Source organism: Nocardia mangyaensis (genome assembly GCF_001886715.1).
GTDB lineage: Bacteria > Actinomycetota > Actinomycetes > Mycobacteriales > Mycobacteriaceae > Nocardia > Nocardia mangyaensis.
On the sequence record NZ_CP018082.1, the window covers coordinates 1753186 to 1773507 of the forward strand.

The 20322-nt window shown below is 70.2% G+C and carries 21 protein-coding genes and 1 other RNA gene; 11 read left to right on the plus strand and 11 right to left on the minus strand.

The window, feature by feature from the left end; translation table 11 throughout:
• Positions 1-19 precede the first annotated feature (19 nt).
• Entirely contained in the window at positions 20-943 is a 924-nt protein-coding gene (locus BOX37_RS07995; protein ID WP_084759485.1) for a cobalamin biosynthesis protein, read from the plus strand.
• A gap of 32 nt (positions 944-975) precedes the next feature.
• Here BOX37_RS07995 and BOX37_RS08000 read toward each other — a convergent pair whose 3' ends face one another.
• Both BOX37_RS08000 and BOX37_RS08005 read right to left on the minus strand, forming a co-directional pair.
• Entirely contained in the window at positions 976-1845 is an 870-nt protein-coding gene (locus BOX37_RS08000) for an SURF1 family cytochrome oxidase biogenesis protein (protein ID WP_071931279.1), read from the minus strand.
• The gene (locus BOX37_RS08005; RefSeq protein WP_071927087.1) at positions 1845-2333 is read right to left on the minus strand and encodes a low molecular weight protein-tyrosine-phosphatase; all 489 of its coding nucleotides are present in this window, start codon (positions 2331-2333) and stop codon (positions 1845-1847) included. The genes BOX37_RS08000 and BOX37_RS08005 overlap by 1 nt, the downstream gene beginning before the upstream one ends.
• A gap of 52 nt (positions 2334-2385) precedes the next feature.
• On the opposite strand from BOX37_RS08005, the gene cobC reads away from it, so the two are divergent.
• The 5 genes from cobC to BOX37_RS08030 all read left to right on the plus strand — a co-directional run bounded on the left by cobC (position 2386) and on the right by BOX37_RS08030 (position 7706).
• Positions 2386-3468 (plus strand): Rv2231c family histidinol phosphate aminotransferase CobC, encoded by a 1083-nt coding sequence (cobC, locus tag BOX37_RS08010; RefSeq protein ID WP_240505264.1) that lies wholly within the window; start codon positions 2386-2388, stop codon positions 3466-3468.
• A gap of 181 nt (positions 3469-3649) precedes the next feature.
• Positions 3650-4765: a Nif3-like dinuclear metal center hexameric protein gene (locus BOX37_RS08015; protein ID WP_071927089.1), complete on the plus strand. Its 1116-nt coding sequence runs from the start codon at positions 3650-3652 to the stop codon at positions 4763-4765.
• Between the two features lie 223 nt (positions 4766-4988).
• Positions 4989-5726 carry a zinc ribbon domain-containing protein gene (locus BOX37_RS08020; protein ID WP_071927090.1) on the plus strand — a complete coding sequence of 246 codons (738 nt, stop codon included), beginning with the start codon at positions 4989-4991 and terminating at the stop codon, positions 5724-5726.
• A gap of 16 nt (positions 5727-5742) precedes the next feature.
• Positions 5743-6879 carry a bifunctional RNase H/acid phosphatase gene (locus tag BOX37_RS08025; RefSeq protein WP_071927091.1) on the plus strand — a complete coding sequence of 379 codons (1137 nt, stop codon included), beginning with the start codon at positions 5743-5745 and terminating at the stop codon, positions 6877-6879.
• A gap of 137 nt (positions 6880-7016) precedes the next feature.
• Entirely contained in the window at positions 7017-7706 is a 690-nt protein-coding gene (locus BOX37_RS08030) for a chymotrypsin family serine protease (protein WP_071927092.1), read from the plus strand.
• Between the two features lie 230 nt (positions 7707-7936).
• Here the strand turns inward: BOX37_RS08030 and BOX37_RS08035 are convergent, their stop codons facing one another.
• Both BOX37_RS08035 and BOX37_RS08040 read right to left on the minus strand, forming a co-directional pair.
• On the minus strand, positions 7937-8473 hold the full coding sequence (locus BOX37_RS08035; protein ID WP_071927093.1) for an NUDIX domain-containing protein: 537 nt from the start codon (positions 8471-8473) through the stop codon (positions 7937-7939).
• Positions 8474-8533: 60 nt separating this feature from the next.
• The gene (locus BOX37_RS08040) at positions 8534-9421 is read right to left on the minus strand and encodes an alpha/beta hydrolase (RefSeq protein ID WP_071927094.1); all 888 of its coding nucleotides are present in this window, start codon (positions 9419-9421) and stop codon (positions 8534-8536) included.
• Between the two features lie 109 nt (positions 9422-9530).
• Here BOX37_RS08040 and rnpB point away from each other — a divergent pair.
• Positions 9531-9936, plus strand: an RNA gene (gene rnpB, locus BOX37_RS08045) — RNase P RNA component class A.
• A gap of 66 nt (positions 9937-10002) precedes the next feature.
• Here rnpB and BOX37_RS33810 read toward each other — a convergent pair.
• Together BOX37_RS33810 and BOX37_RS08055 are read right to left on the minus strand one after the other, a co-directional pair.
• A complete protein-coding gene (locus BOX37_RS33810; protein WP_071927095.1) occupies positions 10003-10374 on the minus strand; it encodes a hypothetical protein in 372 nt (123 codons plus the stop codon).
• Between the two features lie 84 nt (positions 10375-10458).
• Positions 10459-11559: an IS630 family transposase gene (locus BOX37_RS08055; protein ID WP_071927096.1), complete on the minus strand. Its 1101-nt coding sequence runs from the start codon at positions 11557-11559 to the stop codon at positions 10459-10461.
• A gap of 374 nt (positions 11560-11933) precedes the next feature.
• Between BOX37_RS08055 and BOX37_RS08060 the strand changes: the two genes are divergently transcribed.
• Positions 11934-12266 carry a hypothetical protein gene (locus BOX37_RS08060; RefSeq protein WP_071927097.1) on the plus strand — a complete coding sequence of 111 codons (333 nt, stop codon included), beginning with the start codon at positions 11934-11936 and terminating at the stop codon, positions 12264-12266.
• Between the two features lie 22 nt (positions 12267-12288).
• Positions 12289-13716, plus strand: a complete 1428-nt coding sequence (locus tag BOX37_RS08065; protein WP_071927098.1) for an RNB domain-containing ribonuclease — start codon at positions 12289-12291, stop codon at positions 13714-13716.
• A 109-nt stretch (positions 13717-13825) separates the two neighbouring features.
• Here BOX37_RS08065 and BOX37_RS08070 read toward each other — a convergent pair whose 3' ends face one another.
• Genes BOX37_RS08070 through panB form a run of 5 tightly spaced genes read right to left on the minus strand, consistent with a single transcriptional unit; the run spans position 13826 to position 17113 of the window.
• Positions 13826-14677, minus strand: a complete 852-nt coding sequence (locus tag BOX37_RS08070; RefSeq protein WP_071927099.1) for a CHAD domain-containing protein — start codon at positions 14675-14677, stop codon at positions 13826-13828.
• Positions 14678-14680: 3 nt separating this feature from the next.
• Positions 14681-15643 carry a prolyl aminopeptidase gene (gene pip, locus BOX37_RS08075; RefSeq protein ID WP_071927100.1) on the minus strand — a complete coding sequence of 321 codons (963 nt, stop codon included), beginning with the start codon at positions 15641-15643 and terminating at the stop codon, positions 14681-14683.
• Entirely contained in the window at positions 15643-16086 is a 444-nt protein-coding gene (locus tag BOX37_RS08080) for a hypothetical protein (RefSeq protein ID WP_071927101.1), read from the minus strand. The genes pip and BOX37_RS08080 overlap by 1 nt, the downstream gene beginning before the upstream one ends.
• Positions 16087-16107: 21 nt before the next feature.
• Positions 16108-16248 (minus strand): hypothetical protein, encoded by a 141-nt coding sequence (locus tag BOX37_RS33815; RefSeq protein WP_156910324.1) that lies wholly within the window; start codon positions 16246-16248, stop codon positions 16108-16110.
• A 7-nt stretch (positions 16249-16255) separates the two neighbouring features.
• The gene (gene panB / locus BOX37_RS08085) at positions 16256-17113 is read right to left on the minus strand and encodes a 3-methyl-2-oxobutanoate hydroxymethyltransferase (protein WP_071931280.1); all 858 of its coding nucleotides are present in this window, start codon (positions 17111-17113) and stop codon (positions 16256-16258) included.
• 213 nt (positions 17114-17326) lie between these two features.
• Between panB and BOX37_RS08090 the strand changes: the two genes are divergently transcribed.
• The gene (locus BOX37_RS08090) at positions 17327-18856 is read left to right on the plus strand and encodes an alpha/beta hydrolase (protein ID WP_240505265.1); all 1530 of its coding nucleotides are present in this window, start codon (positions 17327-17329) and stop codon (positions 18854-18856) included.
• A gap of 122 nt (positions 18857-18978) precedes the next feature.
• The gene (gene glnA, locus BOX37_RS08095; RefSeq protein WP_071927102.1) at positions 18979-20319 is read left to right on the plus strand and encodes a type I glutamate--ammonia ligase; all 1341 of its coding nucleotides are present in this window, start codon (positions 18979-18981) and stop codon (positions 20317-20319) included.
• The last annotated feature ends 3 nt before the right edge of the window (positions 20320-20322 follow it).

The following is a 20322-nucleotide window of genomic DNA, read 5'->3' on the forward strand; positions in this document are numbered from 1 at the left end:
CACCGGCTACCCTCGCCCCGTGCAGAAGGCGACATCGACCGCGTGCGGGCTGGTGCTGGGATTCGTGCTCGATCGGGTGTTCGCCGATCCCCGGCGCTGGCATCCGGTCGCCGGATTCGGTACTGCGGCAGCGGCGTTGGAACGGTCGACCTATGCCGATGACCGGCGGGCCGGGGTGGTGCACGAGGTCGTGGCGGTGGGGTCGGTCGTCGCGTTCGGCGCTGCCGTCGCCCGGGGTGGGTTGCTCGCGACCGCGTTGGCCACCTGGACGGTGTTGGGCGGGCGCAGTCTCGCTCGCGCGGGGCACGCCATGGCTGATCGGCTCGATGCCGATGACCTCGCCGGAGCACGGGAGCTGTTGCCGTCGCTGTGCGGGCGGGATCCCTCGGTGCTCGATGCCGACGGGTTGGCGCGGGCGGCGCTGGAATCGATGGCCGAGAACACCTCGGACGCGACGGTCGCGCCATTGCTGTGGGGTGCGGTGGCGGGGGTGCCGGGGTTGCTGGGATATCGGGCGGTGAACACCCTCGATGCGATGGTCGGGTATCGGAACGAACGGTATGAGCGGTTCGGCTGGGCGGCGGCGCGGACCGATGATGTGGCGAATCTGGTGCCTGCTCGGGTGACCGGTGTGTTGACGGTGGGGTTGGCGCCGCTGGTCGGCGGCACCCCGGGGGCGGCATGGCGGGCGTGGCGGCGCGATGCGGGCAAGCATCCGAGCCCGAACGCGGGGGTCGTAGAGGCGTCGATGGCGGGCGCGTTGGGGGTCCAGCTCGGGGGCCGGACACAGTACCGGCACGGTGCCGAGCTACGGCCGACGCTGGGGGAGGGACCTGCGCCGAGGACCGCGGATCTGCGGCGGGCGGTGCGGATGTCGGAGGCGGTGCAGGTGGGGGCTGTGGTGGTGGCGGGGATCGTGGGGTGGGTTGTTCGGCGGGGGTGAGCGGACGGTGCGGGTGCGGTCAGGTGGCGATGTCAGCGGTAGCGGCCGTAGCGGTCCGCGAGGCGGGCTTCGGTGTTCGGGGTGGCGGGAGCGGTCGAGTCTTCGGCGGGGATGGCTGTGGACTCGGAGCTGGTGGGGGTGGCGCGGTCGCGGCGGCGGGCGCGGAGTTCGGCTACGACGAAATAGCCGAGACCGAGGGGGGCCATGATGCCGAAGGCGAGCCATTGCAGGCCGTAGGAGAGGTAGGGGCCCGCGTCGAGCTGGGGCAGGGGGGTGGGGGTGTAGGCGCCGGGCTGGTTCTCGGCCAGTTGGAGGTAGCCGCCCTTGTCGGTGCCGGTCGGGATGGGTGTGAGGGTGGTGCCGAGGACGGTCGATTCCTGCGTGGTGTCGATGGTGTAGACCTGCCGGTAGCCGTCTTGGGTGCTCGGGGCCTTGTCGGGGACGACGCCCTCGGACGCGCGCACCCTGGCGTCGAGGCGCTGCGGGCCCGTGGGCGGATCGGTGATGGCGGGCGGACGGGTGCCGTCGACGGCGGCGACGAGGCCGCGGTCGACGAGCAGGGTGCGGCCATCGTCGAGGCGGAAGGCGGCCAGTACCGCGTAGCCGGGGGCTCCGTCGAGGTGGCGCAGGCGCACGAGCACGGTCGACTCGGGCAGGTAGCTGCCGGTCGCGGTGACATTGCGCCATTCGGTGTGGGTCGTGGGGTCACCGTCGAGGATGTCGGTCACGGGCACCGGATCGGCCTGCACGGACTCGGCGATCAACTGATTGCGGTGCTCGGTGCTGTCGCTCTTGCCCAGCTGCCACGGCGCGAGCACGGTGAAGCACAGGTAGGCGAACGCGACGACGATCACCCCGAGGATCAGCCAGCTCGGGCGCAGCAGGAAGGCGAGTTTGCGGATCATCGGGCATCGGCGGGGCTGCGGGTGGCGAGTGCGGCGTGCACCCAGTCGAGCAGGCCGGGGACGGCGGCTTCGATCTGGTCGCGGACGAGGTCGAAATCGGTCTGGTCGCCGTAGTACGGGTCGGGCACGTCGCTGCCGTCGGCGGCCGGATCGAAGCTGCGCAACAGTCGGCGTCGCTCGGTCGGCACGCCGCGGTGGGCCAGTTCCCGGTCGTGGCCGGTGTCGAGGGCGACGACCAGGTCGGCGTCGCGGTGCTCGGGCCCGAAGGTGGCCGCGATGTGCTCGGTGTCGTAGCCCGCGCGGCGCAACGTCGCCTCGGTCCGCGGATCGGCCGGATCGCCGACATGCCACGATCCGGTCCCCGCGCTGCTGACCCGCACCCGGTTCGCCAGCCCGGCCCGGAACAGATGCGCCTCGAACATCTTCGCGGCCATCGGGGACCGGCAGATGTTGCCCGTGCAGATGAACGTGACGTGTAGATCCACGCGCCCATTCTCGCCGGTGCCGCCGAACGCGCGCCACGTAGGGTGTTCAGTTGTGTTCGAGGACTCGGTCGACCCCGCGATGTTGCGCCACCACGGCGACGTGGAAGCGCGCCCGGGGATGCTCGATTTCGCGGTGAACGTGCAGGGCCTGGCCCCGCCCGCCTGGTTGCGCGACCGCCTGGCCGCCCGCCTCGCCGACCTCGGCCGCTACCCCTGCGCCGACGACGAGCACGCCGCCCGCGCCGCCGTCGCCGCCCGGCACGGCCGCGCGCCCGAGGAAGTCCTGCTGCTCGCGGGCGCCGCCGAGGGCTTCGCGATGCTGCCGCGTCTGACCCCTCGCCTCGCCGCGGTGATCCACCCGTCGTTCACCGAGCCGGAACTGGCCTTGCGCGAGGCGGGCGTCCCGGTCACCCGCGTGGTCCTCGACCCGCCGTACACCCTCGACCCCGCCCTGGTCCCCGACGCCGCCGACCTCGTCGTGCTCGGCAACCCCACCAACCCCACCTCGGTCCTGCACCCCGCGCAGACCCTGCGCGCCCTGCGCCGCCCCGGCCGCCTCCTCGTCATCGACGAAGCCTTCGCCGATGCGGTCTCCGGGCCCGGCGTGTCCAGTTCCGCCGGTGAGCCGTCTCTCGATCCGGGTGAACCCGAATCGCTGGCCGGACTCGCCGTGTCCGACGTCCTGGTCCTGCGCAGCCTCACCAAGACGTGGGCACTGGCCGGGCTGCGGTGTGGTTACGCGCTCGGCGCGCCCGCAGTGCTCGCCCGGCTGACTCGGGGACGACCGCACTGGCCGTTGGGCACCCTGCAGCTCGAGGCGATCAGCGCGACCGCCGAGCCGTCCGCGGTCGCCGAGGCACGCCAGGCCGCGCACCGCATCGCCGCCGACCGCGCCGCGATGGTCGAGCGACTGAGCGCGCTCGGCATCGAGGTGCACACCCCGGCGACCGGGCCGTTCCTGCTGCTGCGTGTCCCCGATGGTGCGCTGCTGCGCAAACGACTCGCCGACCGCGGTATCGCCGTGCGCCGCGCCGACACCTTCCCCGGCCTCGGTCCGAACCACCTGCGGGTGGCTGTGCGCGGGCCGGCTGACGTCGATCAGCTGATCGACGCTGTGCGAACGGCGCTGTGGTGAGCGACCCGGCGCGGATCGGCCGACCCCGACCAGCCGATCGGCCGGATGCGGGCGGCGCCGTGGTGACCACGCGTGTTCGCCCGGCCGTCGGGTCGACCGGGCACCTCGGGCGGACGCTGCTTTCGAGACACGGTGCGACCCGCACGATGACGACAATCCCAGCGCGACGAAGGAGGCGGCGGTGACCGACCTGGCCGAACTGATCGGGGTGCTCGACGGGGCCTACCCGCCGAAACTGGCCGAATCGTGGGATTCGGTCGGGCTCGTGTGCGGCGACCCGGGGCAGGAGGTGCGCAAGGTGGTCTTCGCCGTCGACGCCACCGCCGCCGTCGTGGAGGAGGCGATCGACTGGGGCGCGCAGGCGTTGGTCGTGCACCATCCGCTGTTGCTGCGCGGGGTCGACACCGTCGCGGCGAACACGCCGAAGGGCGCGCTGCTGCACACCTTGATCCGCCACGGCTGCGCCCTGTTCACCGCCCACACCAACGCCGACTCCGCCGATCCGGGCGTCTCGGACGCGCTGGCTGCCGCCATCGGCCTCACCGTCACCGGCCCGCTCGATCCCAAACCGATTGCCGCCGTGGACAAATGGGTGATCCAGGTGCCACAGACGCATACCGCGGCCCTGCTCTCGGCCCTGTTCACCGCGGGCGCGGGCGCGATCGGCGACTATCGCGAGGCCGCCTGGTACACCTCGGGCACCGGTCAGTTCCGCCCGCTGCCGGGCGCCAACCCGGCCATCGGTGTGGTCGGCGCGGTGGAGACCGTCACCGAGGACGCCGTCGAGGTGGTCGCCGCCCCGACCCGCCGCCTCGCCGTGCTGGCCGCCCTGCGCGCCGCCCACCCCTATGAGGAACCGGCCTACCACCTCACCGAACGGGCGCCACTGCCGTCGAGCCTGGGCATCGGCCGGATCGGGGAACTGCCCCGGCCCGAGACCCTGCGCGAGTTCACCGCCCGCGTCGGCGTCGGCCTGCCCCGCACCGTCTGGGGCGTGCGCGCCGCGGGCGACCCCGATCGGATGGTCCACAAGGTCGCCGTCTGCGGTGGCGCGGGTGACTCCTACCTCGACGCCGCCATCCGCCACGGCGTCGACGCCTACCTCACCTCCGATCTGCGCCACCACCCCGTCGACGAGCACCTCCGCCGCGGCGGCCCCGCCCTGATCGACGCCGCCCACTGGGCCACCGAGTTCCCCTGGTGCGCCCAGGCCGACCAGATCGTCCGCACCGCCCTGCCCGACATCACCACCCGGATCTGTACTCTCCGCACCGACCCGTGGACGGTCACCGGCTGAGCGACTTCACCCCCGGTCCGTCGGGTCGCTGGGCCGATGCGCGGCACCCAGTTGTCGGTTTCGTAGCGGGCGTGCCTGTGAGCCACGGAGCGGGCGATTTCGTCGGAAGGGCCGCGTGTTCGCCGGTCTGTGGCCGCGTCCTCGGGTCATGGCGTGGTGAACCCCCGCGGCGCGGTACGGTTGATCGATCCATCCCTCCACAGTGTTCAGGAGTTCGTGCGCGTTGAATGTCGAACCGTCGGTCCAGTCCAAGCTGCTCCAGCTCGCCGCTGTCGATGCCGAGTTGACGCGGATCGCGCACCGCAGGAACGCGCTGCCCGAACAGCAGGAGGTCGCGCGGCTCACGACCGAGCGCAACGGCTACAAGGACGCGGCCGTCGCGGTGGAGATCGGCATCGACGATCTGGATCGTGACATCCGCAAGCTCGAGGGTGAGGTCGAGGCCGTGCGCAAGCGCGAGGACCGCGACCGCGGCATGCTCACCGCCGGCACCGTCGCCGCCAAGCAGCTCTCCGAGCTCCAGCACGAACTGGGCAGTTTGGAGCGCCGCCGCACGGTGCTCGAAGACGAATTGCTGACCGTGATGGAGCAGCGCGAGGCGATGGCCGCCGATCACGACCACGCGGGCGCCCGCCTGAGCAAGGCCGACCAGGACCTGGCCGACGCCGAACGCCTGCGCGACGAGGCACTGGCCGATCTCGAAGTGGCCCAGCGTCGCTGCGACAACGACCGCTCCGGCCTGCTCGGCCAGTTCCCTGACGAACTGCTCGCCGTCTACGACAAGCAGCGCGCCGCCCACGGGGTCGGCGCCGCTCTGCTGCAGGCCCGTCGCTGCGGCGCCTGCCGGATCGAGATCGATCGCGGCGAGATGCAGCGCATCGCCAAGGCCGCGCCCGACGCCGTCCTGCGCTGCCCGGAATGCGGCGCGATCATGGTGCGCACCAAGGAATCGGGGCTGTGAGCGGATCGGTGCGCCGATGAGTGCGCACGAGGTGATCGTCGAGGCCGACGGCGGCTCGCGCGGCAATCCCGGTCCGGCCGGGTACGGCGCGGTGGTCTTCGCCGACGATCACGTCCGGGTGCTCGCCGAGCGCAAGGAGTTCCTCGGCGTCGCCACCAACAACGTCGCCGAATACCGTGGTCTGCTGGCAGGTTTGGCGGCCGCGGCCGAACTGGGCGCGCGGGTGGTCGCGGTGCGGATGGACTCCAAGCTCGTCGTCGAGCAGATGGCGGGACGCTGGAAGGTCAAGCATCCCGCGATGATTCCGCTCGCCGAACAGGCGCGGGCGCTGGTCGCCGGGTTCGACCGGGTCAGCTTCTCCTGGATCCCGCGCGCCGAGAATTCCCATGCCGACCGGCTGGCGAACGAGGCGATGGACGACGGCGCGCTCACCGGGGTCGTCCGCGAGGCCGTCTCGGCGGGGTACGCGGCCGGTGACGAAGTGCCCGTGCCGAAGATGACGAGTACCCCGAAGACCGCTCCCGGCTGGACCGGCGCCGTCGGCAAGCCGACCCGCCTGCTGCTGCTGCGCCACGGCCAGACCGCCCTGTCGGTGGAACGTCGCTACTCCGGCCGCGGCAATCCGCCGCTGACCGACCTCGGTCGCGAGCAGGCCGAGCGCGCCGCGAAAATGCTTGCCGCCAAGGGCGATATCGCCGCCGTGGTGAGTTCGCCGCTGCAGCGCGCCCGCTCCACCGCCGAGGCCGCCGCCACCGCGCTCGATGTTCCGTTGCGCGTCCTCGACGGCCTCACCGAGACCGATTTCGGCGACTGGGAGGGTCTCACCTTCGCCGAGGCGGCGCAGCGCGATCCGCAGCTGCACAGAGACTGGCTGGGCGACCCGTCGATCCCCGCGCCCGGTGGCGAGAGCTTCGATCAGGTGCGCGAGCGCGTCGAGGGTGCTCGCCGGGATCTGGTGGCGCTGTATCCGGGCGAGAACATCGTCGCCGTCAGCCATGTCACCCCGATCAAGACACTGCTGCAGTTGGCACTCGGCGTCGGCCCGTCGCTGCTGTATCGCCTGCACCTGGATCTGGCCTCGCTGTGCATCGCCGAGTTCTATCCCGACGGTGGTGCCTCGGTGCGCCTGGTCAACGACACCTCGTACCTGTAGCCGGCCCGCTCGCCCGGACGCGGTACGAGTGCCTGGGTTCACGGGGGGCGTAACGACATCGTCCCCGTGACCGAAAGGTTCACGGGCGTGCGGAATGCCGCGGCCATCGAGAAAGGTACTTGATGAGGTTTCTACGGATGGCGGCATGTGCGGCGGCCATCGCGGGGGTGCTCACGGCGTCCGCGGGCGTCGGGAGCGTGTCGGCTGATCCGAGCGTGGTGCTCGGGGCGGGTTCCGGCATCGTCTTCGACAACGAGTCGGGGTGCTCGTTGACGGCCATCGGCCACGACAACGCGGGTCGCCTGGTCGGACTCACCGCGGGCCATTGCGCGCCGACCGGGTCGCGGGTCGGTGCCGAGCAGGCGCTGGGCGCGGGAGTGATCGGCACCGTCGCGTTCTCCGACGACGGTGACTACCTGGATTTCGCTGTGCTGCAACTGGACGCGTCGAAGGTCCTGCCGGTGCGCACCATCGGCGAGACCACCGTCGCCGGGATCGGTGGCGCGCCGGGGCCGGGCACCATGGTGTGCTCGGACGGGCGCACCAGCGGACGTAGCTGCGGCGTGGTGTGGGGTGAGCTCGAAGGCACCTCGATCAACCAGTACTGCTCGCAGCCCGGTGATTCCGGCGGTCCGGTCGTCGTCGGTGATCGTCTGGTCGGCATGAACCAGGGCAGGCTCACCGGCCTCGGCCCGATCGACTTCGACGTGCCGTGCACCGGCGGTGCCAACCCGGTCCACTCGCCCGCTTATTTCCAGCCCATCCAGGTCATCCTGGATGTGATCGACCGCGCGGGCGGGGTCGGCGCGGGCTTTCGGCCCCTCTGAGCGAACCCGGTACCAAGGGCGCGGCACCGAATGGTGCCGCGCCCTTGGTGTACTCGCGACTCATTGTTCGGCGGCGTCGAGGCTCGACTCCCGGTAGGCGGGCGCGAAGCCCGCGGCGAGCAGCAGCCCTCCGGCACTGGCCGTTGTCGCCGTCACTTGGTCAGCGTATCGACCTCGCCGGCCGCCCGGCGATGACCTCCGAGGTCATTGCGGCACCGCCCCGGTAGGGCTCAGCCGAGGCTGCGTTCGTGCATGAGGAGCATGCCGAAGGCGGCCAGGGTGTGCGCGTCGACGATCTCGCCGCGCATGATCATGGCCTCGACGCGAGCGCGGGAGAACCACGCGGTGCGCATGTCCTGTTCCTCGTGTTCGCGCTCGGGTGCGCCGGGGACGAGGTCGGTGGCCAGGAAACAGTGGCCGCGCTGATTGGTGATGGCCGGGGCGGTCGCCATGGTGCCGAGGTGGACCATCCGGCCCGCCCGCAGACCGGTCTCCTCACGCAACTCGTTGTGCGCGACCTCGAGCGGCGTGGGTGTGGTGCCCTCGGGCGGAGTGCCCGCGGGAAACTCCCAGCAGCGCACGCCCAACGGGTAGCGGAACTGCTCGACGAGGTGAAACCCCTTGCCGTCGAACGGAATCACGAGTGACCAGTCGAGCTTGTCGAGCACGCCGTAGATCCCCACCGTCCCGTCGGCCCGCCGAACGGTGTCCTCCCGCAGCCGCAGCCACGGATTGGTGTAGATCGTGCGCGAGCTGAGCTGTTCCATGGACCCATGGTGCCCGACGACCCTGCTCGTACCGGCGGGTTTCGGACACCGTCCGCCGTATCAGGGGCGCAGGACCGAGACCAGGAAGTCGGTCTGGTCGCGGACGACCTGTTCGAAGACGTCGTCGAAGTACACGTCGAAGTGGCCGACCGGGTACTGCTTGACCACCGCGTGCTTGGTGCGCTCGGCGGCCTTGCGGGTGGGGGCGGCCGGGGCGATCGAATCGTGCTCGGCGATGGCGTAGAACACGGGGACCTTGAGGGCCTTGGCCCGGCGTCCCGGAGCGTCGAACAGGGTCGAGAAGGCCACTCGCGCGGCGACTTTCGGCTCGTAGGTGGCGCTCTCCTCGGCCAGCCTGCCGAAACCCTCGGGCACATCGGAGGCGCTCATCAGCGCCGCGGCCCGCTTGCGCCCGGCCAGTCGGATACCCACCGGCTTGCGCCGGATCGGGCCCAACAGCACGTCGGTGGCGGCGATCGTGGCGACCTTGGTCAGGCTGATCGGTCCCTTCGCCATCGACGAAGACCACCCGCTGGTGAACGGCACCTGCGCGACCACCGCCGCGAGGTAGTCGTCGTCGGGGGCCACCGCGAGCACGTGCCCGCCGCCGAAGGAGGTGCCCCACAGCGCGATTCGGGTGGCGTCGAAGCCGCGAATGCTGCGCGCGTAGGCGATCGCGGACCTCCAGTCCTCGCGCTGTTTGGCGATGTTGAGCAGCTGACGCGGCGCGCCCTCACTGGTCCCGAAATGCCGGTAGTCGAAGGCGAGCACCCCCATTCCCGCGGCCACGAACCGCCGCGCATACCGATCCAACCCCATCTCGCGGGTAGCCCCCAGCCCGTGTCCCATGATCACCAGCGGTCGCGGTCGGGGCGCGCCGTCGGGCAGGTAGAGCCACGCGGCGCATTGCTGGTCACCCGAAGGGAAACTGACGTCGACACGTTCCATGAGTGACAACCGTACTGCGTAATCTGGCTGAGCTCTCGGGCCCTCCGTGGTTACGCGGGCTGCCTCCTCCGGGCCGTGGTTCGCACCGCGGGTACTCTGTACGAGCGGACGAGTCGGCCGGGCGACCGCGGTGACGGGAACGGGTACCTCAGGTGCCGCTGCCCGACGCCGAGGAAAGTCCGGACTCCACAGAGCAGGGCGGTTGTTAACGGCAACCCGGGGTGACCCGCGGGACAGTGCCACAGAAAACAGACCGCCGCGCGCAGGCGCGGTAAGGGTGAAACGGTGCGGTAAGAGCGCACCAGCGCCCCGGGTGACCGGGGCGGCTAGGTAAACCCCGCCCGGAGCAAGGTCGAAGGTCGCACCTCGCGGTGCGGCTGCGCAGGTGTTGGAGGGCTGCTCGCCCGAGCCTGCGGGTGGACCGCTCGAGGCACCCGGCGACGGTGTGTCCAGATGGATGGTCGCCTACCGATGCGAATCGGGGACAGGATCCGGCTTACAGGTCGGCTCGTCCGCCTACGGCGACGACGAAGGCGGCGGACCCGCAGGGGTTCCGCCGCCTCGCTTCCGCTGGGCGAACCTCAGCACATGAGTTTGGACATCTGGTAGATCGCCTGCGCCTCTTCGTCGGTGGCGGTGGCCGAACCGTTCTCGGTGCTCGACACGATGCCGGCCACGGTGTCGGGCTCCGACTTGCCGGCGGCGATGTCATCGCAGGTCTGGGTGAGCACGTCGGCGACCGCTTTGTCGTCGCGGCCCTCGGCCAGCTTCGGGAAGGCGTTGCGGTAGCTCACCACGAACATGCCCGCCTTGCCCGCGTCGACCTCGGCGGTCGGGGCGGCGGCGGTGGAGGAGGAGGAATCGGTCGTGGACGAGGAGTCGTCGCCACAGCCGGACAGCAGCAGGGCGAAGACGGTGGTGCTGGCCGCGATGGCGGCGGTAGTTCTGCTCACGCAGCGGGATGCTAGCCGCCCAGGAAACACCTCGCCCCCCGTGTAGTGAACGGGGGGCGACATGTTTCGGCAGGAATCAGTCCACTAGTGTTCCGCGCCTGAAATCCGTTGCAGATATCGTGCGAGGGAGTCGAGTATCTCGTCGGCGGTCTTGCGCCAGACGAATGGGCGTGGGTTGGTGTTCCACTGGTCGACCCAGTCTCGGACGTCTTTCTCGAGTGCAGCGACGCTTTTGTGGACGCTGCGGCGTAGTAGTTGCTGGGTGAGGAGCCCGAACCAGCGTTCGACCTGGTTGAGCCAGGAGGAGCCGGTCGGGGTGAAGTGCACGTGGAATCGTGGGTGGGCGGCGAGCCATTGCTGGACCATCGGGGTCTTGTGGGTGGCGTAGTTGTCGCAGACCACGTGCACGTCCAACTCGGCGGGCACGGTCTTGTCGATGCTGGTCAGGAACGTGCGGAACTCGGTGGCGCGGTGGCGGCGGTGCAGTTCGCCGATCACTGTGCCGTCGGCGATGTTGAACGCGGCGAACAGGCTGGTGGTGCCGTGACGGGCGTAGTCGTGGGTGCGGCGCTCGGGCATGCCGGGCATCATCGGCAAGACCGGCTGGGACCGGTCCAGAGCCTGCATCTGAGACTTCTCGTCGACACAGAGAACCACGGCTCGTTCGGGCGGATTGTGGTACAAGCCAACGACATCGACGACCTTCTCCACGAACAACGGGTCGGTGGAGATCTTGAATCCATCGGCCAGGTGGGGTTTCAAGTCGAACCGCCGCCAGATCCGCCCGACCGTCGATTTCGACAGCCCGGACCGCCCGGCCATCGCCGACCGCGACCAGTGCGTGGCATCGGCCGGGACCTGCTCGAGGGTCATCTCGACCACCTGCTGAACCTGATCGAGCAGGATGGACGGCGGCCGGCCCGGCCGCGGTTCATCGGCCAGACCGGCCAATCCGTACTCGATGAACCGGTTCCGCCACTTGCGCACCGTCATCGCCGACACACCCACCTCAGCGGCAACGTGGGTGTTGAACGCGCCCGGCTCGGCGCAGGCCAGCACGATCCGGCACCGCAACGCATACGCCTGCGTCGACGTCGCCGCTCGCGCACCACGCACCAACTCCCGACGCTGAGCGTCGGTCACTACCAAATCCGGACCCGATCTCGGCCGCCCCGTCCTAGCCACCACCGAATCCTACAATTAGACAACGGATTTCAGGCGCGGAACACTAGGTGGGGTTGATCACCAGCAGCTTGGCCCAGAAGGTGGCCTGATCCGGACCGAGGATCGGCAGCAGGTAATCGAAAATCAGCGACGACATACGCTCGGAACTCCCATTTATCGACGTGGGTGGCGCACCGCCCAGCGTGTGCCGGGCGTGCCGCCGCCACAGTAACAATTGCCGGGCCGGTGGCCGCTCGCGTGTATCGGCTCGGTGAATATGCGCTGGAACTCGTCGGGAACGTGAGCGAGGTCATAGAGTGTTCGCCGTCGGCAGGACTCGCTGCCCTCCGGTCGCGGGCCCAACACATTCGATCGCGGAAGCAGGTCTTATTTACATGCGGGTAGTTCGTTCCATTGTCGCCGGTGCACTGATCGCCGGAGCCGCTGCGGTTTTCACCTCGCTGGGTGCCGGATCGGCCAGCGCGGTCGCGGTGACCCCGCTGGCGGGTGGGGTCCAGGTCGACCTCAGCCCAGCCGATACCGCCTGGGTCTCCCAGTCCCGGATCGGCCTGACCATCGCGGGGCTGCCGCATCCGTCGGCGGCCTCCTTCGGCGAGGCGCTCGACGCGGCCGCGACCGTGTCCTCCGCCGTGCCCGGCGGCCGGGTCACCTTCACGGTCTTCGGCCCGTTCGATCAGCTCAACGGCACCATGCTGGCATTGCAGTAGTTTCTCGTCCTAACCTGCCAGGATGGAACTCCATCAGCGGATCGTCTCGGCGCCGGTCGACTTCGGCGCCATCCGTTCCGAATTCGGACTGGCCTCGGAATATCCGGCCGAGGCCGTCTCCGACGCCCGCGACGCGGTCGACGCGTTCGCGGGCACCAGGGCCGATCGCACCGATATCGAATTCGTGACGATCGACCCGCCCGGCGCCATGGATCTGGACCAGGCGCTGCGGCTGGAACGCACCGCGACCGGCTTCACCTTGCACTACGCGATCGCCGATGTCGGCGCCGTGATCATGCCGGGCAGCGCGCTCGCCCGCGAATCCGAATCGCGTGGTCAGACCTTCTACCTCCCCGACAGCGCGGTGCCGCTGCACCCCACGGTGCTGTCCGAGGACGCCGCCAGCCTGTTGCCCGGGCAGAACCGTCCCGCTGCGCTGTGGACGATCGAACTCGACGAACACGCTGTGCCCCAATCCTTTTCGGTGACACGTGCGATGGTGCGCTCGCGGGAGCGCTTCGACTACGCCCGGGTGCAGGCCGATGCCGACGCGGGCACACTGCACCCCTCACTGGTCGCGCTGCCCGAGTTCGGGCGGCTGCGGATCGAGGCGGGGTTGGACCAGGGCGCGATCTCGTTGCGGTTGCCCGCGCAGGACGTGGTCCGCCACGGCGACGAATGGCGGCTCGAGCTGGAGCCGAGGACCGCCGCCGACGATTGGAACGAACAGGTCTCGCTGCTCACCGGGATGTGCGCGGCGCGGATCATGCTCGAGCACAACGGCGCCCCGATCGGGTTGCTGCGGACCATGCCGCCCCCGGCGCAGAGCGCGATCGACTCGATGCGGCGCACGGCGGCCGCGCTGGGTGTCGCCTGGCCCGCCGACGTGCCGGTCGGCCGGCTACTGGCCGGGTTGGACGCCAACACCCCCGCGGCCCTGGTGCTGATGTCGGAGGCGACCAGCCTCCTGCGCGGCGCGGGCTACACCATCCTGGCCGACCTCGACGACCCGGGCGCGGACAAGCTGACCCACAGCGCCATCGGCGCACCGTACGCCCACGTCACCGCCCCGCTGCGCCGCCTGGCGGATCGGTTCGTGACCGAGATCTGCCTGGCGCACTGCGCGGGCACCGAGGTGCCGCAATGGGTGATCGACGGCCTCGGTCCCGCCGTGGAGACCCTGCGACGGACCGACGCGGTGGCCAGCAAGGTGGATCGCGCGTGCGTGGATCTGACCGAGGCGACCGTGCTCGCCCCCCGTGTGGGCAGCGAGTTCTCCGCGCTGGTCCTGCGGGAAGCGAACGGTTCGCGGCCCGCGGAGATCTTCGTGGCGCAACCGCCGGTGCTCGGTCGGTGCGAGGGGCGACCGCCGGAAGGACAGCGAGTACCGGTGCGGTTGACCGTGGCCGATCCGGGCAAGAGGATCATCACGTTCGACTACGTCAGCTGATGGAACCTCGTCGTGCCCAGGCCCCTGACGACAGCGCACCGGCGCCTGGCCTCCGAGTTCGCCGCCCTTCCCCGGCAGCCGACCCCACTCGGCCGGTCGTTGTTCTCGTTCAGCTCGAGATGAAGGCCGCGGCGGACGGGTAGCGGGCCAGTGCCTGTCCCGCCGCCGCTTCCTCGGTGTCGGCGAGGAGTTCGTAGAGGGTGGCGGTCGGGCCGTGGGCGCCGGTGCCCACCGTCAGGATCGCTTCGCGGGATTCCACGGCGTCGCGGTGGTCGCCGAGAACCGATTGCAGGCGTTTGGCCCGGGCGCCGAGGTCGTGGGCGTCGGAGCCGAGGGTCGCCGCGGCCGCTTCGCAGCAATAGCGTAAGCGTTTGGCGCCCTTGCGGATGTCGTGCAGCAGTTCCACGCGATCGGCGGGGGTGGCGGTGGGTTCGGCGAAGACCAGTTCGCGCAGGCGGGTGCGGTCGCGGCGCAGGATCTGCTCGAAGACGGTGGTCGCGTCCTTCGTGGCCCGGGCGGCCGAGAGCGGGGGATCGGTGCGCCAGGTGGTCAGTACCTCGACCAGGCGGTGGTAGCGCTCGCCGTCGAGTGCGGCCAGCACCGCGGCGTGGGCGGTGGCGTAGGCCTGCCGGGACGCGCCGACCAGTGCATCGGTGACCTCCGCCGGGACCTCGTCGAAGGTGGCCAGCAGATCGGCGAAGCGCTCGGCGCGGACCTCGGCGTCGCGAGCGACACCGAGCAGGTCGGCCAGCCACTTCAACTCGGCCTCGGTGGCGGCCGCCTCGTCCTTGACGAACAGTTTGCGATAGGAGCGCAGGACGCTGCGCAGTCTGCGGGTGGCGACCCGCATCTGGTGCACGGAGTCGTACGCGTCGACCCGGACGTCGGGTTCGGCGGCCAGGAGCCGGTCGATGTCCTCGCGCAGTGCCGCGATGACGGCTGGTCCTGCTTCGGTCGCCATGATTCAGTCTCGCTTCCCGAACGTGTCGGTCGCTGCCACCAGGTGATGGGTGATGCCGGGCTCGTGGGCGGTGTGCCCCGCGTCCTCGACGATGTGCAGGGTCGAGGACGGCCACGCGTTGTGCAGCTCCCAGGCGCTCACCGCCGGGCACACGATGTCGTGGCGGCCCTGGACGATCACCCCGGGGATGTCGGCGATCCGATCGATGTCACGCAACAACTGTGCCTCGTCGAGGAATCCGCCGTGCCGGAAATAGTGGTTCTCGATCCGGGCGAAGGCGAGGGCGAAGCGCGCCTCACCGGTTGCGGCGATCCGATCCGGTTGCGGCAGTAGTGAACTCGTCGCACCCTCCCAGGTCGACCACGCCACCGCGGCGTCGAGGGCGACCTGGGGATCGGGGGAGTACAGCAGCCGGTGATACACCTCGACAAGATCGCTGTCGCGTTCTTCGACCGGCACCGGCGCGAGGAACTTCGCCCACTCGGCCGGGTACACGCTGCCCGCCGCGCCGTTGTAGTACCAGTCGATCTCCTTGCGCCGCAACAGGAAGATCCCGCGCAGCACCAGTTCGGTGACGCGCTCCGGATGCGCCTCGGCGTAGGCCAGGCCCAGGGTGGAACCCCAGGAACCGCCGAACACCTGCCAGCGTTCGATACCGAGGTGCTCGCGCAGCAGTTCCATGTCGGCGATCAGATTCGGGGTGGTGTTGGTGTCCAGGCTCGCGCCGTCGGCGATGTGCGGCACCGACTTGCCACAGCCGCGCTGATCGAACAGCACGATCCGGTACACGGCGGGATCGAAGAAGCGCCGCTGCAGCGGGTCGGTGCCGCCGCCGGGCCCGCCGTGCACGAACACCACCGGCTTGCCGTCGGGGTTCGCGCTGACCTCCCAGTACACCGACTGCCCGTCACCGACGTCGAGCAGCCCGTGCTCGAACGGCTCGATCTCTGGGTAGAGCGTGCACATCAGAACGCCAATCCCGAAGCCAGATCCGGCAATTCGAGCGAAGTCAGCGCCTCGGTCCGCACATCGGGGCAGGCCCCGGTGGTCACCCGGTCGACAATCGCCTTGTCGGCGAGCACCTGCCCGTTGATCCCCCCATTGCGCAGCGCCCACTCGTGCACCATCGCGTTGAGCGAGAACCGCCCCAACGTCGGCCCCTGCACCCGGAAGTTCGACAACTCCGGCTCGATCATGCCGCACAACTCCGCCGCGGCGGCATCGGTGATCACGGCCTCGCCGGCACCCGCCGGGCCGGTGGTCTTCGCCGCGCTGCCGGCCGCCGAGGTGGTGGTACCGGAGCTACCGGTGGGCACGGCTTCGCCACTGCCACACGCGGTCAGGCTCGCGACGGCGAGCGCACCCGCGATCAACAGCGCGGGACGGAACTTCCAACGACGGTGCGGCATCGGTACCTCTGCTCGACTCGACTATTTCGCCTCCGAGTCTGCCACTTCCGCCGCACCACCGGCCGGCACCGCGATGCCGTGGGCGGCCGGACGCGCTGCCGCCCAGGCGGTCAGCGCGTCGGGATCGGGCGACGGGATGGGCGTCGCCCGATCGGTTGTCATCGCCGGATCAGAAGCTGTGCTCCGGCCCGGGGAAGGTGCCCTGGCGGACTTCGGCGGCGTACGTGGCCGCGGCGGTGCGCAGTTCGTCGCCGACGTTGCCGAAGCGCTTGACGAACTTGGCGGTCTTGCCGCTGGTGTAGCCCGCCATGTCCTGCCAGACCAGGACCTGGGCGTCGCAGTCGGCGCCGGCGCCGATGCCGACGGTGGGGATGGTGAGCTTGCGGGTGACCTGGCCCGCGAGTTCGGCGGGGACCATTTCCATCACCACCGAGAAGGCGCCTGCCTCCTGGACGGCGATGGCGTCGGCGACCAGCTGTTCGGCGCCGTCGCCGCGGCCCTGGACGCGGAAGCCGCCGAGGGTGTTGACGCTCTGCGGGGTGAAGCCGATGTGTGCCATCACGGGGATGCCCGCCGCGGTGATCAGTGCGATCTGTTCGGCGACGCGCTCACCGCCCTCGAGCTTGACCGCGTGCGCGCCGCCCTCCTTCATGAAGCGGGTGGCGGTCGCGAGGGCCTGCTGGGGCGAGGACTCGTAGGTGCCGAACGGCAGGTCTGCCACGACCAGGGCGTGCGGTGCGCCGCGGACGACGCCGCGCACCAGCGGGATGAGTTCGTCGATGGTGATCGGCACGGTGGTGTCGTAGCCGTAGACCACATTGGCGGCGGAGTCGCCGACCAGCAGGACGGGGATGCCTGCCTCTTCGAACAGACGCGCGGAGGAGTAGTCGTAGGCCGTCAGCATCGACCAGCGTTCGCCCTCGGCCTTCATCTGCTGCAGATGCTGGACACGGGTCTTGCGGCGAGGCTTGTCGGCGGTGGCGGGAGCGGCACCGTAGGCAGGAGTCTGCTCATCGGATACGGACATCATCGTCCCTTTCGTCTGGTTCCTCGAGGCCCGTAACCGGGTCCCCGGGTTTGTCTGACGAATCCAGTGTGCCACCTCGATACGAACCGGTTTAAGGGCCGGTGGCGGTGTGATCGGTCACACCGCTGGTTCGGCTACCGTGAGCACGAGCCCCTCCGTGCGGAACGGGCGCATCGAGATGTGCGCCCGGCGGCGCGGAAAGGTGGACCCACCGTGCAGCGAGGTCGGTTCGTCGTGGTCATCGGCGCGATTGCCGCGCTGATCGTCACCGGATGCAGCACCAGTGAGGACGCGCCGCGCGCCGAGCTGCCGCCACCACCGCCCGGGCTGGACACCTTCTACTCCCAGCAGGTCGACTGGGGCTCGTGCGAGAGCTTCGGCGGACCCGACGACCGGCTGCCGCCCAGCGCGCAGTGCGCGCGGGTCACCGTGCCCGTCGACTACGCCCGCCCGGACGGACCGACCGCCCAGATCGCGCTCTCCCGGCTCCCGGCCACCGGCCGCAAGATCGGCTCCCTGCTGATGAATCCCGGTGGTCCCGGCGTCTCCGGGCTGTCGATGATCACCATCGGCACCCGCACCGAGCTGGCCGAGAAGTTCGACCGCGTCGGATTCGACCCGCGCGGAGTCGGCTCCTCCCTGCCCGCGATCGTCTGCCTGACCCCACAGCAGGCCGACGCCGAACGCGCCGAGCCACCGACCGACAACACCCCGGAGGGCATCGCGGCGGCCGAGGCCGACAACCGTGAGTACGCCGATCGCTGCGCCCAGCGCACCGGCACCGACCTGCTCGCCCATGTCGGCACCCGCGAGGTGATCCAGGACATGGACGTTCTGCGCGCCGCGCTCGGTGACGCCGAGCTGAGCTACCTCGGCTACTCCTACGGCACCCGCCTCGGCGCGGCCTACGCCGAGAAGTTCCCGCGGCACGTGCGCGCCATGGTCCTCGACGGCGCGGTGGACTCCTCCCAGGACCCGGTCCAGGAGTCCTTGCGCCAGGCCGCGGGCTTCCAGGGCGTGTTCAACGCCTACTCCGCCGAGTGCGCCGCCCAGGCGGGCTGCCCGCTCGGCGCCGATCCGGCCGAGTCGGTGGCTCGCTTCCGGGCGCTGGTCGATCCGCTCGAGACCACCCCGGCCGTGACCGACGACCCGCGCGGGCTCAGCTACAACGACGCGATCACCGGCGTCCAGCAGGCGCTCTACAGCGACGAGATGTGGAACGTGCTCACTCAGGGGCTGATCGAACTGCGCGACGGCCGCGGCGACACCCTGCTGGAACTGGCCGACCTGTACGACGGCCGCCGCCCGGACGGCACGTATTCCAACACCCAGGACGCTTTCAACGCCATCCGCTGCGTCGACGACCCGCGCATCACCGATCCCGCGGTGACCGGTCGCCAGGACACCGAGTACCGCAAGGCCGCGCCCTTCCTCGACGACGGCAAGGGCACCGGCGCCGCCCCGCTGGAACTGTGTGCCGCGTGGCCGGTGCCCAACACCAGTGACCCGCATCGGGTGTCGGCGCCGGGCCTGCCGGTCACCGTCGTCGTCTCCACCACCGACGACCCGGCGACGCCGTATCAGGCGGGAGTCGACCTGGCCGAACAGCTGGGCGCGGATCTGATCACCTTCCGCGGAAACCGGCACACCGCCGCGCTCGTAGCGGGGGATCAGTGCCTCGACAGCGCGATCATCGACTACCTCGTCGATCTCGCCGCGCCCGGACCCGGCCTCACCTGTTGAGCACTCGCGGACGGCGCCGCGGGCAGGTCGTGGCCGGTGATGTGGCCCAAGGGGCCGGGCGGATCGCAAACCCGTTCGTGTATGTAACACGGATTTAACGCCAGGTGCCTACTCTCGCCCGTATGGATCGCCAGAAGGAATTCGTGCTGCGGACGCTCGAAGAGCGGGACATCCGCTTCGTACGTCTCTGGTTCACCGACGTACTGGGCTACCTCAAGTCCGTCGCCATCGCCCCCGCCGAGCTCGAAGGTGCCTTCGAAGAGGGCATCGGCTTCGACGGTTCGGCCATCGAGGGCTTCGCGCGCGTGTCCGAGGCGGACATGGTCGCGCGCCCCGATCCCTCGACCTTCCAGGTGCTGCCCTGGGCCAGCTCCAAGGGCCATCAGCACTCCGCGCGCATGTTCTGCGACATCACGATGCCCGACGGTTCGCCGTCCTGGGCCGACCCGCGCCACGTGCTGCGCCGTCAGCTGAACAAGGCCGCCGATGCCGGCTTCAGCTGCTACGTGCACCCCGAGATCGAGTTCTTCCTGCTACGCGAGCAGCTCAAGGACGGCTACGAACCCACTCCGGCCGACAACGGTGGCTTCTTCGACCAGGCCGTGCACGACGCCGCCCCGAACTTCCGCCGCCACGCCATCGACGCGCTCGAGTCGATGGGCATCTCGGTCGAGTTCAGCCACCACGAGGGCGCGCCCGGCCAGCAGGAGATCGACCTGCGCTACGCCGACGCGCTGTCGATGGCCGACAACGTGATGACCTTCCGCTACCTCATCAAGGAGGTCGCGATCGACGAGGGCGTGCGCGCGACGTTCATGCCCAAGCCGTTCTCGCAGTACCCGGGCTCGGCCATGCACACCCACATGAGCCTGTTCGAGGGCGAGTCCAACGCCTTCGCCGACGCCGACGACCCGAACAACCTCTCGGGCACCGCGCGCTCGTTCATCGCGGGCGTGCTCGAACACGCTCCCGAGATCAGCGCGATCACCAACCAGTGGGTGAACTCCTACAAGCGCCTCATCCACGGTGGCGAGGCCCCGACCGCGGCCTCGTGGGGCCGGTCCAACCGGTCGGCGCTGGTGCGTGTGCCGATGTACACGCCGAACAAGTCCTCCTCGCGGCGCGTCGAGATCCGCAGCCCTGATTCGGCCTGCAACCCGTACCTGACCTTCGCGGTGCTGCTGGCCGCCGGTCTGCGCGGCATCGAGAAGGGCTACACGCTGCCGCCCGAGGCCGAGGACGACGTGTGGTCGCTGACCGCCGCCGAGCGGCGCGCCATGGGCTTCCGCGAGCTGCCCGGCACCCTCGACGAGGCGCTGCAGGCGATGGAGCGCTCGGAACTGGTCGCCGAAACCCTCGGCGAGCACGTCTTCGACTTCTTCCTGCGCAACAAGCGTCGCGAGTGGGCCGACTACCGCAGCCAGGTCACCCCGTGGGAGCTCAAGGAGTACCTCAGCTTGTGAGCC

Coding starts and splice junctions, on each gene's coding strand:
- BOX37_RS08025 (WP_071927091.1), top strand. CDS start 5,743: ATGAGTGCGCACGAGGTGATCGTCGAGGCCGACGGCGGCTCGCGCGGC.
- BOX37_RS08030 (WP_071927092.1), top strand. CDS start 7,017: ATGGCGGCATGTGCGGCGGCCATCGCGGGGGTGCTCACGGCGTCCGCG.
- BOX37_RS08035 (WP_071927093.1), bottom strand. CDS start 8,473: ATGGAACAGCTCAGCTCGCGCACGATCTACACCAATCCGTGGCTGCGG.
- BOX37_RS08040 (WP_071927094.1), bottom strand. CDS start 9,421: ATGGAACGTGTCGACGTCAGTTTCCCTTCGGGTGACCAGCAATGCGCC.
- BOX37_RS08060 (WP_071927097.1), top strand. CDS start 11,934: ATGCGGGTAGTTCGTTCCATTGTCGCCGGTGCACTGATCGCCGGAGCC.
- BOX37_RS08065 (WP_071927098.1), top strand. CDS start 12,289: ATGGAACTCCATCAGCGGATCGTCTCGGCGCCGGTCGACTTCGGCGCC.
- BOX37_RS08070 (WP_071927099.1), bottom strand. CDS start 14,677: ATGGCGACCGAAGCAGGACCAGCCGTCATCGCGGCACTGCGCGAGGAC.
- pip (WP_071927100.1), bottom strand. CDS start 15,643: ATGTGCACGCTCTACCCAGAGATCGAGCCGTTCGAGCACGGGCTGCTC.
- BOX37_RS08080 (WP_071927101.1), bottom strand. CDS start 16,086: ATGCCGCACCGTCGTTGGAAGTTCCGTCCCGCGCTGTTGATCGCGGGT.
- BOX37_RS33815 (WP_156910324.1), bottom strand. CDS start 16,248: ATGACAACCGATCGGGCGACGCCCATCCCGTCGCCCGATCCCGACGCG.
- panB (WP_071931280.1), bottom strand. CDS start 17,113: ATGTCCGTATCCGATGAGCAGACTCCTGCCTACGGTGCCGCTCCCGCC.
- glnA (WP_071927102.1), top strand. CDS start 18,979: ATGGATCGCCAGAAGGAATTCGTGCTGCGGACGCTCGAAGAGCGGGAC.